General features: G+C 65.4%; 12 protein-coding genes and 1 tRNA gene. 5 read left to right on the forward strand and 8 right to left on the reverse strand.

From position 1 onward, the window contains the following. Positions 1–30: 30 nt before the first annotated feature. On the reverse strand, positions 31–849 hold the full coding sequence (locus KF838_13370) for a hypothetical protein (GenBank protein QYK47767.1): 819 nt from the start codon (positions 847–849) through the stop codon (positions 31–33). A gap of 327 nt (positions 850–1,176) precedes the next feature. Then, on the reverse strand, positions 1,177–1,566 hold the full coding sequence (locus KF838_13375; GenBank protein ID QYK47768.1) for a cupin domain-containing protein: 390 nt from the start codon (positions 1,564–1,566) through the stop codon (positions 1,177–1,179). Between the two features lie 361 nt (positions 1,567–1,927). On the opposite strand from KF838_13375, the gene KF838_13380 reads away from it, so the two are divergent. Next, positions 1,928–3,850 (forward strand): DEAD/DEAH box helicase, encoded by a 1,923-nt coding sequence (locus KF838_13380; protein ID QYK47769.1) that lies wholly within the window; start codon positions 1,928–1,930, stop codon positions 3,848–3,850. A gap of 114 nt (positions 3,851–3,964) precedes the next feature. Here the strand turns inward: KF838_13380 and KF838_13385 are convergent, their stop codons facing one another. Together KF838_13385 and KF838_13390 are read right to left on the reverse strand one after the other, a co-directional pair. After that, positions 3,965–4,867, reverse strand: a complete 903-nt coding sequence (locus KF838_13385) for an SDR family oxidoreductase (GenBank protein QYK47770.1) — start codon at positions 4,865–4,867, stop codon at positions 3,965–3,967. A gap of 122 nt (positions 4,868–4,989) precedes the next feature. Then, the gene (locus KF838_13390) at positions 4,990–5,661 is read right to left on the reverse strand and encodes a hypothetical protein (GenBank protein QYK47771.1); all 672 of its coding nucleotides are present in this window, start codon (positions 5,659–5,661) and stop codon (positions 4,990–4,992) included. A 235-nt stretch (positions 5,662–5,896) separates the two neighbouring features. Here KF838_13390 and KF838_13395 point away from each other — a divergent pair, with 235 nt between their 5' ends. Genes KF838_13395 through KF838_13410 form a run of 4 tightly spaced genes read left to right on the forward strand, consistent with a single transcriptional unit; the run spans position 5,897 to position 8,872 of the window. Then, complete coding sequence (locus KF838_13395) at positions 5,897–6,253, forward strand: ATP-dependent Clp protease adaptor ClpS (GenBank protein ID QYK47772.1); 357 nt, start codon at positions 5,897–5,899, stop codon at positions 6,251–6,253. Positions 6,254–6,267: 14 nt separating this feature from the next. Then, on the forward strand, positions 6,268–6,519 hold the full coding sequence (nrtS, locus tag KF838_13400; protein QYK47773.1) for a nitrate/nitrite transporter NrtS: 252 nt from the start codon (positions 6,268–6,270) through the stop codon (positions 6,517–6,519). A 33-nt stretch (positions 6,520–6,552) separates the two neighbouring features. Beyond that, on the forward strand, positions 6,553–7,371 hold the full coding sequence (gene rsmD, locus KF838_13405; protein ID QYK47774.1) for a 16S rRNA (guanine(966)-N(2))-methyltransferase RsmD: 819 nt from the start codon (positions 6,553–6,555) through the stop codon (positions 7,369–7,371). 37 nt (positions 7,372–7,408) lie between these two features. Continuing rightward, positions 7,409–8,872 carry a hypothetical protein gene (locus tag KF838_13410; protein QYK47775.1) on the forward strand — a complete coding sequence of 488 codons (1,464 nt, stop codon included), beginning with the start codon at positions 7,409–7,411 and terminating at the stop codon, positions 8,870–8,872. Between the two features lie 79 nt (positions 8,873–8,951). Here KF838_13410 and KF838_13415 read toward each other — a convergent pair. From KF838_13415 to KF838_13430, 4 genes are all read right to left on the reverse strand, one after another. Next, a tRNA-Ile gene (locus KF838_13415) sits at positions 8,952–9,025 on the reverse strand. Between the two features lie 265 nt (positions 9,026–9,290). Next, on the reverse strand, positions 9,291–12,389 hold the full coding sequence (locus tag KF838_13420; GenBank protein ID QYK47776.1) for a zinc-dependent metalloprotease: 3,099 nt from the start codon (positions 12,387–12,389) through the stop codon (positions 9,291–9,293). Positions 12,390–12,495: 106 nt separating this feature from the next. After that, positions 12,496–13,536, reverse strand: a complete 1,041-nt coding sequence (locus tag KF838_13425) for a UbiA prenyltransferase family protein (protein QYK47777.1) — start codon at positions 13,534–13,536, stop codon at positions 12,496–12,498. 270 nt (positions 13,537–13,806) lie between these two features. Then, positions 13,807–15,030, reverse strand: coding sequence for a hypothetical protein (locus KF838_13430; GenBank protein ID QYK47778.1), 1,224 nt, complete (start codon positions 15,028–15,030; stop codon positions 13,807–13,809). Positions 15,031–15,708 lie beyond the last annotated feature (678 nt).

Consider the following 15,708-nt stretch of genomic DNA (forward strand, 5'->3'; position numbering starts at 1 on the left):
GTCTACCCAAACCCATAGCGCCAGAGAACGTCATTTCGGCCCCGACCGTACGATTGGCGAGCCATCTTCCCTCACCGGCACAAGTCGCCCCGCCACCACTTCCTCGGTCCGCTTCGCAAACATCAAGTAGTCCGGCGTCGGCATCCGCTGCGCCGCCTCGCGATGCGCGTCGAGCGCTTGCTCAAACCGCCCGTGATCGAACAGGCAGTGTCCCCGCGCCGCCAGAAAGACAGCAAGATCTTCCTCAAAACTTAGCGACTTGAGATAGTGGCCATTCGCAACCTCTTCATCGCTGATCGGTTTGGGCCACTCCCGATAGAACGCATCGTCCATCGTGTTCATGCCCATGCCGGCACTGTCGATGTTGAGCCGCTCGCCCTTCGGATCGTCCCACCGGGAAAACAGATGCTCCTTGGCCTGGACCAGCCGCACCGGGTAGCCAAGCCGCCTCGCGATGACGGCATTCAGGACCGGCATGGACGCGCATGTGCCGCCGTTGTCGCTGTCCACAAGCCCGTGGATGAAGAGATCCTTCGACGAGCCGAAATCAGGATCCCTCACGCGCTTCGGGTTGTAGCGGACCCCCAAGTCGCGCTCCAGCACCGTGACCAGCGTGAGCATCCGGAAGTCCGCCTCCGAGTTGAAGTTCTCCGCAGGATTGCGGCGGAACCTGGGCTCATATGCCAGCGTCTCCAGCCGCACACGCTCGGCCCACTGGTCGAGCGTCTTGAGAATCAATGGGATGCTCAGCCCCTCCGATCCCGGCAGCCCTTCGGCACAGAGCAGATTCATCAATGCGAGGTCGACCCTCGACAACTCATCCGGCGTGAGCGAGAGCAGTTCATCCAAGGTTGCCGGGTGTATTTGAGCGGGCTCACTTCCAACACTCGCGGCTGGGCCGTTGGGCTGCACCGCGGGAGTCGCACGAATCGTTGTTGCAACCGAACCCGGCTGCTTTCTTCCAGATCCCACGGCCGCGACAGCGGCGAGCAGCCCGCTAACCGCGACAACAGCCATACCGATCGAGATCGCCGCGCGCAAATGTCGCGGACCAACTCGTCTCGGACTGGGGTGTGGTACAGCAGCCATGCATATCAGTATGCCAACCCTCTGGCCGGTCCGCAACCCTGTGGAAAACACTGGCTGGCCGTTCGCCCCGCGCTCCTTCGCTCGCCCTCACACCCTCTTCAACTCCCGCACCGTCCGCTCGTTCTCCACGTTCCCCGTGTTCAGCGTCGTCGCCGGCTCGAACAGGATCACCTCCACCTCGTCCGCCGCGACCGGCCGATGATCCACGCCCCGCGGCACAACCACAAACTGCCCTTCTCCCACCTCCACGCGCCGATCCCGAAACTCCATCACAAACCTTCCCCGATGCACCAGGAACATCTCGTCCTCGTGCTCGTGGTGATGCCACACAAACTCACCCTTGAACTTCACGAGCTTCACGTGCTGCCCGTTGAGCTCCGCCACCACGCGCGGCGACCAGTGCTCGCTGAATGTTGCGAACGCCGCATCAAGATCCACACACTTCAACTCGTGCCCGGCCATGATCGCCTCCGTCACTCCGTCACTCCGTCACTCCGTCACTCCGTCGCTCCGTCGCTCCGTCGCTCGGTCGCTCGGTCGCTCGGTCACCCAGCGTATCGCGCAGGACTCGCCACACCCCCCCTGAATAACTCGATGCGGACCCTTGCGGAGACTTCTTGCGGCTGTCGCGTGATGGGCAACGGACTTCGGTCCTATGATCTGATCGATCTGCCGGTAGCTCCATTCGCGATTTGACGTTTCAGCCCTCAGTTCACCAATGGATCCCTGCTGGCCCGCGGCTTCTTTGACTCGCACATCCGTGCACCGCCGCGTCCCAACCCTTACGGCCTGATCCGCCGCGTGAACTGTCCTCGCGACAAGAAAGCCATCGGTCCCCATGCCATTCGCACAACTCGGTCTCTCCCAGCCCATCCTGCGCGCGCTTGCGAAGGAGGGGTACGAAACCCCTACACCCATCCAGGCCCAGTGCATCCCCCACGTTCTCGAAGGAAAGGACGTGCTCGGGTGCGCCCAGACCGGCACCGGCAAAACCGCCGCGTTCGCCCTCCCCATCATCCAGCGCCTGATGGACATGCCCATCGACAGGTCGCGGCGCGGCCCGGCCAAGGCCCGCGCGCTGATCCTCTCACCCACGCGTGAGCTCGCCCTCCAGATCCGCGACTCGTTCAGTGTCTACGGATCGGAGTCGGGCCTGCGTTCGACCGTGATCTTCGGCGGCGTCTCGCAGCTCCGCCAGGTGCAGGCCCTGCGCGACGGCGTTGACATCATCATCGCCACGCCCGGTCGCCTCATCGATCTCATGGACCAGCGCAAGGCCCACCTCGACGAGGTGAAGATCCTCGTGCTGGACGAGGCCGACCGCATGCTCGACATGGGCTTCATCCAGCCCATCCGCCTGATCGCGTCCAAGACGCCGCCTGATCGCCAGACGCTCTTCTTCTCGGCAACCATGCCGCCCGAGATCCGCAAGCTCGCCGACTCGCTGCTGAAGGATCCGGTGAGCGTCGCGGTGAACCCGGTCGCTTCCGCGGCCCCGAAGATCGAGCAGTCGCTGTATCACGTCGATCGCGCCCAGAAGCAGGCGCTGCTGACGCTGCTGCTCGGCGATCGCGCCATGTCGCGCGTCGTCGTCTTCACCAAGACCAAGCACGGCGCAGAGAAGGTCGGCCGGAAGCTCCAGTTCGCCGGCGTCCGCGCCGAGACCATCCACGGCAACAAAGCCCAGAACGCGCGCAAGAAGGCCCTCGATCTCTTCAGGGCAGGCAAGGCCCGTGTCCTTGTCGCGACCGACGTGGCGGCACGCGGCCTCGACGTGGACGGCATCTCGCACGTCATCAACTTCGATCTCCCCATGGAGCCCGAGGCCTACGTCCATCGCATCGGACGCACCGGGCGGGCCGGCGCGACGGGCGTTGCCATCTCCTTCTGCGATAGAGAAGAGAAAGGGCTGCTCAAGGGGATCGAGCGCCTGATCAAGAATCGCATTGCCACCACCGTGCTCCCGTCGGTCGAGGGCGTCCAGCAGGAACTGCGGGTCTCCGACGCACGCGAGTACGCCGCACGCGAGCAGGACGGCTTCAATCCCAACGGCCCCGGCGAGCGGACGTTCGAGTCCAAGCCCAGGGGCGAGCGCTCGTTCCAGCCCCGCGATGCACGCTCCGGCGCGCGTCCCGGGCCGCGTTCGGCACACGGCGCGCCGAGCCACGGAACCTCGCACAAGAGCCGCGACCGCTTCGCCGAGCGCACGAATCGTGATCGCAACGATGGGCCGTTCGACGGGTCTTCAAAGGGCGGCCCCCGCGCCCCCGGCAAGGCCACAGCGCACACCTACAACACAAGCAACGTGACGCACACCGTCTCGTACGACCCACCCGCGTCCGATGCGGGCGACGCGTTCAGTTCGACACCCGCCAGGCGTCACACGACGCCCGCGAGTGGTCACGCGCCGCGTCACAACGCGGGCACGCCCACGCACACGAGCCGCCCTGCAAAGCCGGGCCCGGGCCACTCCAAGCCGCCCCACAAGGGCGCGTACAAGGGCGGACCGACGGGCGGCAAGCCCGGATCTCGAAGCGTCGGTGCCGGCGCTCCGTCCGGCGGCCAGCGCGGCGAGCGCGCCGGCGGCTATGGCAGCGGACAGGGCGGCACTCAGGGCGGCAACGGTGGCGGGTACGGCGGCCCTCGCAAGAGCGGACCGAATGCCGGCGGCCAGAGTCGTGCATTCAACACCCAGGGTGGCGGCGGACGAGGCGGCAACAGCCGCGGCGGCAAGCCGAACGGCCCCCGCCGCTCGGCGTGAGGCACGAGCAGATCTGCTCCTTCAATCACTGAAAGATTGCACCCCGCGTCCGATGGCGCGGGGTGCTTTGTTTCATGGTCGCTGTGCTGCAACACCCGGCGCGGTGTCGGCCTCTCACGACTTCGGCGACGCCGCGCTGCCCGCGAGGATCCCCCCGTCGATCGTGAACTCCGCGCCCGTCGTGTACCCCGATTCGTCTGAGGCCAGGTGCACGACGAGTGCCGCGACCTCGCCGACAGTGCCGAACCGGCGCAGGGGCGTGTCGCCCACGAACGACTGCATCGCTTGGGCCCGCTCCTCGGCTGTGGTCGCCTCGCCCCCGGGCGAGAGGAGCGGCTCCCACATCGGCGTCAGGATCGCGGCGGGCTGCACGACGTTGCAGCGGATCCGAAGACCCTGCTCGGCGCAGTACAGCGCGACGGACTTAGTGTGATTGCGGACCGCGCCCTTGCTTGATGCGTACGCCGCGGCACCGGAGATCCCGACCACGCCCGAGCGTGATCCGATGTTGACGATCGAGCCATATCGCTCGCCGCCGCGCCCTGTTGCGGCGCGCATCACGCGAATCGCGTGCTTGCAGCCGAGGAAGACGCCTTCGAGGTTGGTGGCGTGGATGGCGCGCCAAGTGTCGAGCGAGGCGTGCTCTGGATCGTGGGCGCCCGCGTGGTGTGCGAGTCCTTCGAGATCGCCCGCGCCGAAGCCGGTGATGCCCGCGTTGTTGACGAGCACGTCGAGCGAACCGAGTGTCGCGATCGTCCAGTCTGTCGCGGCGATCCAGTCGGGCTCCTCGCGCACGTCCAGATGCCGGTAGACAACCCGAGATCCGCTCGCGTTCGGGAGCGTGCCCGCGAGAGATTCGCGCTCGCGCTGTCCGAGATCGTCGCGTATGTCGGTCAGCACGACGGCGGCGCCCTCGGCGACGAACGCTCGCGCGATTCCCAGCCCGATCCCGCGGGCGGCGCCCGTGACCAGGGCGACCTTGCCCGCCAACCGCCCCGCTCGTTGAACTCCGTGCATCGCGTGCTCCTCGCTGTGCTTCGACACTTTCGCAGGCACATATCAAAGCACCCCACGCAGCGGGGCGTGGGGTGCGAAGAGATCGGGCGAAACCGCAGAGCGTGTTACGGGCCGTCGCGCGCTCACCGCCGGCGACGAGCAACAAGCCCCGCCACGCCGAGCAGCGCGAGCGCGCCCGGCGCGGGGACGATCGTGAAGTTGTCGACATCGAAGTTCACGTTGAGGTTCTGTCCCGCGTATCCGGCGGGAACGTTGAAGCCCAACTGAATGTTCCCGACGTTGCTGAAGATCGACATGTACGAGCCCGCGCCGAAGGAGATGATGTCCGAGCTCCCCTCGGTCAGGTCGTACGAGATCGTCGTCCACACATTGGGCTCGACGGTGTACGACGTCTCGGTTGCCGCGCCGAGCATGTTGTTCGGCGTCGCGAAGCGTCCCGTCAACGAGATCGGCACCGGGAGGTCATGGCGGAACGAGAACGAAACCCCCGTGACGCCCGCCTCGATCCAGTTGCCGACATACTCCGCGTTCGAAGAGGGGGGCACGAAGGACGACTGGGCGCGAATCACGATCGGCGGAAACATCCCCGATGCCGCGACCAGGTTGTACGTGCTCCGCGCGAACGCGGTCCCGTCAGGGCCGCCCGCCGGCACCCACTCCAGGATGCTCGCGCTGTTGAAGTTCCGCCACGCCGCGGCGTCGGCGTTGAAGTCCTCCACGAACCCGACAACCTGGGCCGACGCGCCAGAAGCGACCGAAGCCGCGACAAGACCCGCATAGAAAGCTCTGAACATCCGTCCGCTCCTTCGTGCGATTGGCAGACCAATCGCTCTGGGTGTGTAATTGAGACTGAGACTCAGTCGCAAGACTAGGCGCAGAATTCGCGTGTGTCGACCCTGTGAAGCAAAGTGCCTCCGGAATGTCGTTTGGCAAGGGGCGGGGGCGACAAACTCGCAAGATTATCGGGGTGCGCGGCCTCCGCGCAGGATGCCAGGGGGAATCGGGATCGCGCGGAGTATGATCCGATCGATGAACGACCACGAGCAGAGCGTGCCCGGATTCGAGGCGGAGACCCGTGTCGCGGTGCTCCCCGCCCCCTCCTCCCCTCGCCTTGACCGGCCGAAACTCTGGAACGTCATCCTCCTCGACGACGACGACCACTCGTACGAGTACGTGGTCCGCATGCTGATGGAGCTGTTCGGCAAGCCGTTCGAGGCCGCATTCCAGATGGCCAAAGAAGTCGATACCACCGGGCGTGTGATCTGCACGACCGTCCACAAAGAGCTCGCCGAACTGAAGCAGGAACAGATCCACGCCTACGGCAAGGACTCCCTGATCGCCTCCTGCGCGGGCGCGATGTCCGCAACAATCGAACCCGTCCGCTGACGGCACCCTCTCTCGTGGGCAACGGCGAAACACCAACATGGCTCTCGATCGCGACGCGGCGCGATGTCGTCCGGCGCGCGACCACCTACATGCTCGTCGTCGGGACCATCCTCATCTCGATCAACCACGTCCCCGCGCTCATCAAGGGGGATGTCACCGGCTTCCGGATCTTCCAGATCCTGCTCACATACTGCGTCCCCTACGCCGTCACGACATTCGCAAGCACGCAGGCGATCAGGGCCGAGCAGCGCAAACCGAGCAAGTGAGCAACGCCCGGTGTGCTGGCCGTACACTCCCCCATGCGCATCATCGCGGGCGAGTACCGCTCCAGAAAGCTCCAGTCTCCCCCAGAGAAATCCATGACGCGGCCGATCCCCGATCGTGTCAAGGAGTCTCTCTTCAACATCCTCCGGGGCCACTTCGAGGATGCCCACATCCTCGACTGCTTCGCCGGCACCGGCTCGGTTGGGCTCGAAGCCCTCTCGCGGGGCGCGGCGTACTGCACCTTCGTCGAACGCGACCGCGAGGTCGCCCGCGTGCTCGAAGAGAACATCCGCACGCTCGGCTGCCACGACCGTTGCCAGGTTGTTGTCGGCGATGCGCTCGGCGTGGCCTGCCTGGCGCGTCTCCCCGAGCCGGTGCACGTCGCGTTCTTCGATCCGCCTTACGCCGTCGTCACCAACGATCTCGGTTGGCGTCGCACCAGAGACCAGCTCGCGCGCGCCATCGCGCATCTCGACGAGGGCGGGTATCTCGTCCATCGCACGCCCTGGCCATTCGTCGAAGCGATTGAGCCGCGTAACGCCGAGGCGGAAGACGAGCCGGAGACCGAGCGCGACGACCGCACGTTGCCAGGAGCCGGCCAGACAGGGCGACGCACGAAGGGTCATCGATCACGCCGCGAGCCACCACCCGAGATGCCCCCGATCGAGCTCTCGATCGACCTCTCGGATCCGAGCGCGGACGCCGCGCTCGAGGCCTTTGAGGAGGAACTCGCGCGGGCGACTGGCCAAGCCCCGCGCAACGAGATCGATCTCTCCATCCCAGGGGCCATCGGTCCGGAGACCCACGTCTACGGCACGACCGCGCTCCACCTCTATCAGGCCGCGCCGCGCTGAGCCCGACACCCCGACTTCCTCCTATCCTCTCCGTTCCATGACCCACCACACCAACGACGCGCCCCTCATGCTGGGCGTCAGCGGCTGCCGCGGCATTGTCGGCGCCTCGCTCACCCACGACGTCGCGGCCCGGTACGCCGGCGCCTTCGCCGGCTGGCTCCGCGACTCACTGGGTGAGCATCTTGCAGGTCGTCGCCCGCGTGTGGTGCTTGCACGCGATGGGCGGGCGGGGTGCCAGATGGTCCATGCCGCGGCAATCGCCGGGCTGACCTCGTGCGGGTGCGACGTGATCGACCTGGGTGTGGCGATGACGCCCACGGCGGGCGTGCTGACCGATGCGCGGAACGCCGATGCCGCGATGATCCTGACGGCGAGCCACAACCCGCAGGAGTGGAATGGTCTGAAGGCCCTGGTTCGCGCTCCGGGGCTTTCAGAGCCGCTGGCGATCGACGCCTGTGCGCCCGACGCGACGACCGCTTCGAAGATCGTGGAGCGGTTCCAACGGAACGCGCCCAAGCTCGACGCCGTCGCGTGGGACCGGATCGGCTCGATCGCGATCGACCAGACCGCGACCGACACGCACGTCGAGACCGTCATCCGCGCGCTGGACGAGATCGGGCTGGCCGTGACAACGAAGGATCGGCACTATCGCGTCGTGGTTGATTCGGTGAACGGCTCCGGCGCGCCGGGCGCGCTCGCCCTGCTGGAGCGGCTGGGCTGTTCCGAGATCATCCAGTTGCACGGCGAGCCCACAGGCATCTTCCCGCACACACCCGAGCCGACACGCGAGAACCTCACAGGGCTCGCGGCGGCGACCGCCGAGCGCCATGCCATCGTCGGCTTCGCGCAAGACCCCGACGCCGATCGACTCGCGATCATCGATGCCGATGGTGCTTATATCGGCGAGGAGTACACGCTGGTGCTGGGTGCGCTGGCGGTGCTCGGCTCGATGGGTGAGGATGCAAAGGGCGCGGTGATCTGTACCAACTTGTCCACCAGCCGCATGATCGATGATGTGGCGGCAAAGCACGGGGCACGCGTCGTCAGAACAGCGGTGGGGGAGGCGAACGTGGTCGCTGCGATGAAGCAGCACCGGGCTGTCATGGGGGGCGAAGGAAACGGGGGCGTGATCTGGCCCCGGGTGACGTATGTGCGGGACTCGCTCGCGGCGATGGCCCTGACGCTCGGCCTGCTCGCGAGCGAGGATCGGTCGCTCGCGGCGATCGTCGCCGATGTGCCGCGCTACGCGATCGAGAAACGGAAGGTGGATCTGGCATCGAAGGAGGCCGCGCGCCCCGCGATCGAGAAGATCGCCAAGGCATACGCCTCGGCGTCGATTGACCTACAGGACGGCGTGCGCGTGGACTGGGTTGATCGGCGCGCGTGGCTGCACGTTCGAGCGAGCAACACCGAGCCGATCATGCGCCTGATTGCCGAGGCACCGAGCGAGTCCGAGGCCCGCGCGATCCTTGATGATGCGGCGCAGGTCATCGCTCGCTGAGCCCGGAGGGAGGCACCAGAAACGAACAACGCCGACCCACAACTTCTGCGTTGTGTGCCGGCGTTTGATTCTCCGTCAATGGGCCAGGGCAGATTCGAACTGCCGACCTCACCCTTATCAGGGGTGCGCTCTAACCAACTGAGCTACTGGCCCGTCCTACAAGGACTTGCGGCGGCTGCCGCGTGCCCTGTGCCCGGCCGCGCTGGCGGCAGGGCCGAAAGTATACCCCTCGCTCCTCACACCTTCCCGTCCTGGTCCACGACCTCGCGGTCAAGCGTGCCTCGTATCGGCTCGGAGAGCCGGTCCACCCAACGGCAGAAAGAACCCGGACCAAAGAAGAACCCGAGGGGGTGTGCCCCTCGGGTTCTCGGAACTTCGTGCCGCCGGGCCATAAAGGGCCGGGCGGGATGTTGTGCGCTTACTTGGGCTTCTCGGCCTCCTGGCCGAACATGATCACGCGGGGTGCCCCGCCTCCGATCCTGTCGGTGTTGTAGATGAACTGTGCGTCGAGCGCCTTCTCGATGCGGAGCGCGGTCTCCGAGAGGTGGGCCCGCGTGTAGGTGTCGAGCCCCGCCCGTCCGGAGGCGGCCTTGAGCTTCTCGCCCATGTCGCGGAGCTTGGCCGTCGCCAGCGTGGCGATCGTCCTCGACGCCGGAGAGGCGACCGAGCCGGGCATGGAGAGATTGATGAGGCGCTCGACGTGCTCGCGCTGCAGGTTCCGCCTCAGCGAAGAGATCATCGGAGAGCGATCGGTGTACGGGCCGGCCCCGGGCGACTCGACCTCGGACCAGATCGCGGCCGACACGGTGCTGAGCACCTCGGGGAGCGTGATCATGTCCTTGTCGGCGGTGATGCGCTGCTCGTTGTCGAAGACACGCTGCAGCGTGATCGGGTTCATCAGCATCGTGAGCACCGAGGACTGCACGCCGATGATGCGATCGTGCACGGGGTAGGGGACATCCTCGATGCCGGAGATCCCGCCGCCACCGTCGAGCCACTTGTCCAGCGACATCTTCGTGAGCAGCTCGGGCGTCAGGCCGAAGGCCTCGTCATAGAACGCGTTGTCGATGACGAACTTCAGCGCGGCCCGCTGGCGCTCGGCCGGAACGGGCACCACCGGATCACGTCCGTTGGGATCGCCCTTCTTGTCGCGATGGATGAAGCTCCCGCCGACCCAGTTGGCCATCATCGAGAGCATCTGCGTCTGCGTGCCGAGCGTGATGCCGTACCCGCGCCGGGCCTTGGACCACGAATCGCCGTCCTTCACGAACTTCGAGATGATGTCGGCACGCTGCTGCTTGGTCAGACGCATGCGGCTGTTCGCGAACTCGAGCGGGTCGGACCCGAGGTCGTACCGCCTGGCCAGCGGATCGGAGCCCCACGTGTCCTCGTCCGTCGCGTACGCCAACTCGGGCTCGGCAACGCGCTCCAGCACCTTCTTCGGGTCTCCGAAGCCGTACCCGTACTCGATCACCCACATGTCGTACGGCCCGACGGCGATCGGCGTGTAATCGCCCTGCACCTCGCCGTCACCCATGTTGATGTTCACCGGCGTGTAGTCCATCACCGAGCCGACCCACGTCCGCTTGCCCTTGAACTCCTCGCTGTTGATCTGCGACATCGAGTAGATCGAAGACGACTTGAAGTTGTGGCGAAGGCCGAGCGTGTGCCCGACCTCGTGCGCGACCAGATCGGCCAGGGCCGGACCGACGAACCACTCGGGTATCCCGTCGAGCAGGTCCTCGTCCTTCTTCTTCGCCGCACGCTTCGGTTCTTCCTTCGCGGGCTCCGCAGCGGGGGGCTCCGGCTCCGGCTCGTCACCGATGAGCGCGAGCACCTCGGGAGGAAGCTCCTTCCCCTCGGCCTTTGCCGCGGCGATCCGCGCCTTGATCAGCTCGCGAACCTCGGGGGGCAGATCGTCGACCGACTGCTTGGGCTTCTCCTGGGGTTGGCTCGAGAGCGAGCCCTCCAGTTCCATCTGCATCCGCATGAGCGACATGTCGAAGGCCTTGCCGACACCCGCCATGCACATCCCGTTCATCTGGATGTTGGTGCCGACCAGCCCGTCGAACTCGTCATCGCCGTACATGCTGGCGTCGACATTGGCGATCGGGTGCCCGCCGTAGGCGAGTATGCCGCGCCGCGCCCGCTCCTGCAGCATCCGATCCTGCTCGGCGGGGTGCGCGAATCGGACTCTGGGATCCCACGCGGGATTGCCCTCGAGCCAGGCGAGCAGGTCGGGGCTGAAGCCCTCCATCGCCATCTGGGGCAGATACTCGTTGGCCTGGTACCAGAAGACGCGGATCCAGCCGTCCGTCAGCACGATGTCGGCGTCGATGATCTCGCCCGTCATCGGGTTCACGCGGCTCGGCCCGATCGCCGTCGAGATGTCGTTCGAGAGCCAGCGGATGAAGTTGTACCGCACATCCTCCGGGTCCTTCTCCATGTGGGCCCCGGTCGCCTCGTCCTGGTACAGCACCTGGATCGCGTCCTTGATCCCGATCTGCTCGAACGCCTGGTTCCAGTACTCGACGCCCTCCTTCACCCAGCGGCGATACCGGATCGGCACGGTGTGCTCGACATAGAAAATGATCGGGCGTTTCGGCGGCGAGAGACGCCGATTGGGATCGGCCTTCTCAAGGTGCCAGCGGTTCGCGTACCGCACCCACTTGTCCGCCTCCTTGAACTTGCCGAGATCGCGATACGCCGTCGTGAAGTAGCCGACCCGCTCGTCCGCCACGCGGGGCTTGAACGCGGGGTTGTCCTTCAGTTGACTGATCGAGTAATGGAACCGCTTGAGCAGGCCTCCCGCGACGGGCACCTCGATCTCGATCTCCATGTTCTCGGGGAAGGTCTTGGCGGTGCGGATCGTCGCGAGCCGCGCGTTCGCGCCCGCCATCGCGTTGCCGAAGAACCGCGACCCCTCGCCCACGAGCAGGTTGTCAAGATCGATCACCGGCTGCCCGCTCGGGCCCATCGCAAGGATCGGAACATCAACCAGCACCCGGTCGGTGAAGATGTTGTTGACCGACGACTTGGACTCCTGATCACCCGTCGAGCGCGTGTCGGTGTTGGGCACCACAAGCGCGATGCGGTCGCCGTACCGCTTCCAGTAGACATACCGCGAAGAGCCCTGAAGCCCCGCCCAGATGTCGCCGCCGGAGACGGTCATCGCGACGAAGTGCTTCTGGCGTTCCCAGCCGCGCGGCAGCTCGGCGATCAGTTGCTGGTCCCGGTCGCGGCGCCACAGCCGGAAGAGAGGCGTATCACCCTGCACAGAGGATGTCACCTCAACAAAGTCGCGAGACACCTCGGCGAACGGCTTGAGATCGCTCTCGGAGCCACCCCCGCCCGGACGCCCGGATGTCATCAACTGCCGGATCTGGTCCGGTGAGGGAATCTCCGCGCCGTCCGGGCGATCAACCTCCGCATCCTGCCCGAACGCGGGGAGAGAGGCGACCAGAACGCCGCCGATCATGGTCACCAGACAGCGTCGGAGAAGAGAGCGATTCGTCATGATGCGTGCTCCTGAGGATCGAACAAAGCCGAGAGGCCGATCAGTTGAGTCGATCAAGGGTCGTTGGTCAAGCCCGGACCCGTGAAGAGGCAGAAACCCGGACACCTCACAGCGGGCGATCCGCGATGAAGGCAATGGCGATGGTCACGGCGACAAACGCGACGCCCGCGACCTGGAAGGCCCTGTCACCTATGGCCAGTTCCGTGGGGTCGTCGTAGTCGCCCCGCTCGACCAGCACGATACACCGCAGCAGCCCGTAAGTTGCGGGCAACATCGTCAGCCACAAGAGGTTGAAGCCGACCGTGTAAAGCCCGCTCCGGGCCTGCACATACCCCGCATACGTCACCAGAGCCGCCACACCCGTCACCACCACCGACATCCGCAGCAGGTCATCCGTATAGACCGATTGCACGGCCCGAGACCGCGACACATCCCCGCCCTCGCGCGTCCGTCGCTCACCCAGCCGCTTTGCGAACGCCAGGAACATGCTCACGAACAGCGTGCAGTTCAGGAGCCACGTCGAGGGCTCGATCCCCGCCGCGGCACACCCGCCCAGCACCCGAAGCACGAACCCGATCGCCAGACTCACAACGTCGGCAATGATGTGGTGCTTAAAGAGATAGGTATACGCCGTCACGTTCGCGATGTACGCGAGGATCGCAAGCCCGGTCCACATCGCCGCCGCCCCCGGCGCGACCGCGAGCAGCCCCCCGACCGCGCCCGCCGTACCCAGCAGCAGCACCGCCGCAAACACCCACGCCGCCCCGACGGAGATCGCGCCCGAAGCGACCGGCCTGCGGCACTTTCTCGGGTGGTTCTTGTCCGCCTCGCGGTCGCGGATGTCGTTCACCACATAACAGGCGCTCGAACCCAGCCCGAACCCGAGAAACGCCAGCCCGACCGCGCCCCAGTTGATCGCGCTCCCGTCCACCGCGCCGTACACCGGCCCGACCAGCACAAACACCCCCTTGCCCCACTGGTGCAGACGCGCAAGCTTCAGGTAGTTCCGAAACGCCGAACGCTGAACGAGGGGGCCCGCCGAGTGACCGGCTGAGTGGGGGGGTGAGTGGGGGGGCTGGGGCGAAGTGGGACCGGCACCACGCTCCGGCTCTCTCTCTGCGGCACCTTGTCCCGGCGTGTCGTCCATATCGCGCTGGCCCTGATGGGGGTATAGGAGTGGTGATGGGTAGGAGTGGTGGTGGGTGGGAGTGCTGGTAGGGGGAGGTTGAGGAAGGGTCGAGTCGCGAAGTGTACCCAGGGCTTTGCCCGATCACGGTGCCGCGTCCGCCGATCCGAGACCGACCGGCGGGTTGCGCGCTCGTGCCGACCGCGCGTTCTCGCTTGCGAGGCCGACGCTCGGAAAGGTTCGTTCTACAGATGCGAGGGCTCTATCTGACAGAAGTCGAGGAGAACGATATCAATCGGAAGCGCGGGCTCGTATGGCTGACGCGGCGGCGGTGTGGGGATATCGCGCAAGTACCTCCGCCTCTATTGATCCGGCTTCCTCGGTCGCCCCGCTCTTTCGCAGCGAACGCGACAGCTCTAGGCCCACTGTCGCCATCGCATCCGCAAAGGTGTCGTAAGGCCAGACAAGGTCGTCCGAAACGTCCCGAACCGCGCCGAATCTCTGGTATGTCTCCCCTAGCAGGATGAGCGACTCACCACCCAGTCCCTGCGCCTCGTATGAACGTGCGAGCATCACTCGGGTGATGATAGTTGACGGCGAGCTGTTTGCCTGCGGGTCAAGCACGACCCGCTCCAGCACATCTGAATAGCGCGGATCCGGTGGTTGCAGATCCATGACCGTCACCATCTCGGCCGCCCAATGCGCGTACTCGCCTTGGTCTTCGCCGCCGGATCGGATCAAGTCCAGTGTCGCCGACGCGAGCGACGCTGCGGCCTCAGTATCGCCGGCCTTCGCTGCTTGGCGCGAAGTGTCCTTCATCAGCTGTACGAGATCGCGTAGGGTCAGTTGATCGCCGATTCGCTCAATCGCGAGTGAGTAGTGCGAGAATGCGCCGGCTGCATCGCCGGCCTCAGAATCAAGAAACGCGAGTTTACGCAGAATATCGAGGTGTTCTTCTGGACGAACGAGCAGTCCCGCCGGTGGTGTGTCGGCAATCGAGAGAGCTTCTTCAAGGGCCGAACGAGAGGCGGCGTGATTGGTCGCTTCATCCCCGGCCGAATAGAGATAGACCCAGCCGAGTTGTGACAGACTACGGAACCGCAGGGCGTCTGGGAAAGCCGGTTGTGAGGCAAACTCATAGAACAGGGCCATGAGTTCAAGATCATCGAGTTCATACGCCAGTGTCGCGAGATCGTGAGCGAGTCCATGATGAGCGGGTACAATCCGGCGCGCATCAAGGCCACGGAGAGCGTCGGCAAGCATCGCGAGACCGGCTCTTCTTGCCGCGGGAGAAAGCGATCTCAGATACGCTGACACCTCTTTGCGTTGGCCGCCAAGCACCTCGGCGGAGGGCATGCTCCAGCCGCCGCCCACTTCGATGGTTCCTTCGGTGGAGGCAGTCGCGACTGGGGATGATTCTCGAAACATCGATTTCTGGCGCCACGTGAGCGAGGCCGCGCACGCCGCTACCACAAGAACGATTCCACCGAACGCGAGAGTGCGATACGGCACCATGGTCGTTCTCCCATGCTTCAGTAGGACGAGTTATCGAGGGCATTCAAGCGGACAATCGCGCAGCCGACGAACGACATGCAGGACGTGTTTGTCTGAGTACCCGATGCCGTTTCCAACGAGACTGCCGCTCTCACACACGCTCGTTGTATTGAACGGCGTTGTCCCGCATGTGGCCGTCCAGTTCAAACGATGTTCCCACGGAGTGACCATTGTCACAGAAATCTTGCGCACGCTGGCCGTACGTTCGTGCTCGTGGCATATCGGCACCTTCGCGTCCTCTCTTCTGAGAATCTCCTCGGTCCACTCACCCTCCCAGCCCGCCCCGAGTTCGACGTTCGCTTTCGACTCGGACTTCACGCGAGCGGCCAAGATCCCGAGATACGAGGCCTGCGCCTCGGCACTGATGCTCAAAGAGACACCGATGGAGCCGTGAACGCGGACACGATGTGTACGAGTGACTGTTTGTTGAAACGAGAGATCCAGCACAAGCGGGGTGAAGTCACAAGGAAGCGGAACCGAACCCTCGTAACGATAAGCTATTGTCTCTGGCCCGAATGACTCCACTTCTTCAACACGTCTGACGACGACGGGCGCTCCCACCCAAGGATCATGGCCGTCATACTGCCAGAGACATCCACTACCTGGCGCAGGGTCGGGCACGCCAGGTCCTGCGGCGAT

This window comes from Phycisphaeraceae bacterium (assembly GCA_019454185.1).
Lineage (GTDB): Bacteria > Planctomycetota > Phycisphaerae > Phycisphaerales > UBA1924 > JAHBWV01.

Coding starts and splice junctions, on each gene's coding strand:
- KF838_13410 (QYK47775.1), top strand. CDS start 7,409: ATGACCCACCACACCAACGACGCGCCCCTCATGCTGGGCGTCAGCGGC.
- KF838_13385 (QYK47770.1), bottom strand. CDS start 4,867: ATGCACGGAGTTCAACGAGCGGGGCGGTTGGCGGGCAAGGTCGCCCTG.
- KF838_13380 (QYK47769.1), top strand. CDS start 1,928: ATGCCATTCGCACAACTCGGTCTCTCCCAGCCCATCCTGCGCGCGCTT.
- KF838_13395 (QYK47772.1), top strand. CDS start 5,897: ATGAACGACCACGAGCAGAGCGTGCCCGGATTCGAGGCGGAGACCCGT.
- KF838_13390 (QYK47771.1), bottom strand. CDS start 5,661: ATGTTCAGAGCTTTCTATGCGGGTCTTGTCGCGGCTTCGGTCGCTTCT.
- KF838_13425 (QYK47777.1), bottom strand. CDS start 13,536: ATGGACGACACGCCGGGACAAGGTGCCGCAGAGAGAGAGCCGGAGCGT.
- KF838_13430 (QYK47778.1), bottom strand. CDS start 15,030: ATGGTGCCGTATCGCACTCTCGCGTTCGGTGGAATCGTTCTTGTGGTA.
- rsmD (QYK47774.1), top strand. CDS start 6,553: ATGCGCATCATCGCGGGCGAGTACCGCTCCAGAAAGCTCCAGTCTCCC.
- KF838_13420 (QYK47776.1), bottom strand. CDS start 12,389: ATGACGAATCGCTCTCTTCTCCGACGCTGTCTGGTGACCATGATCGGC.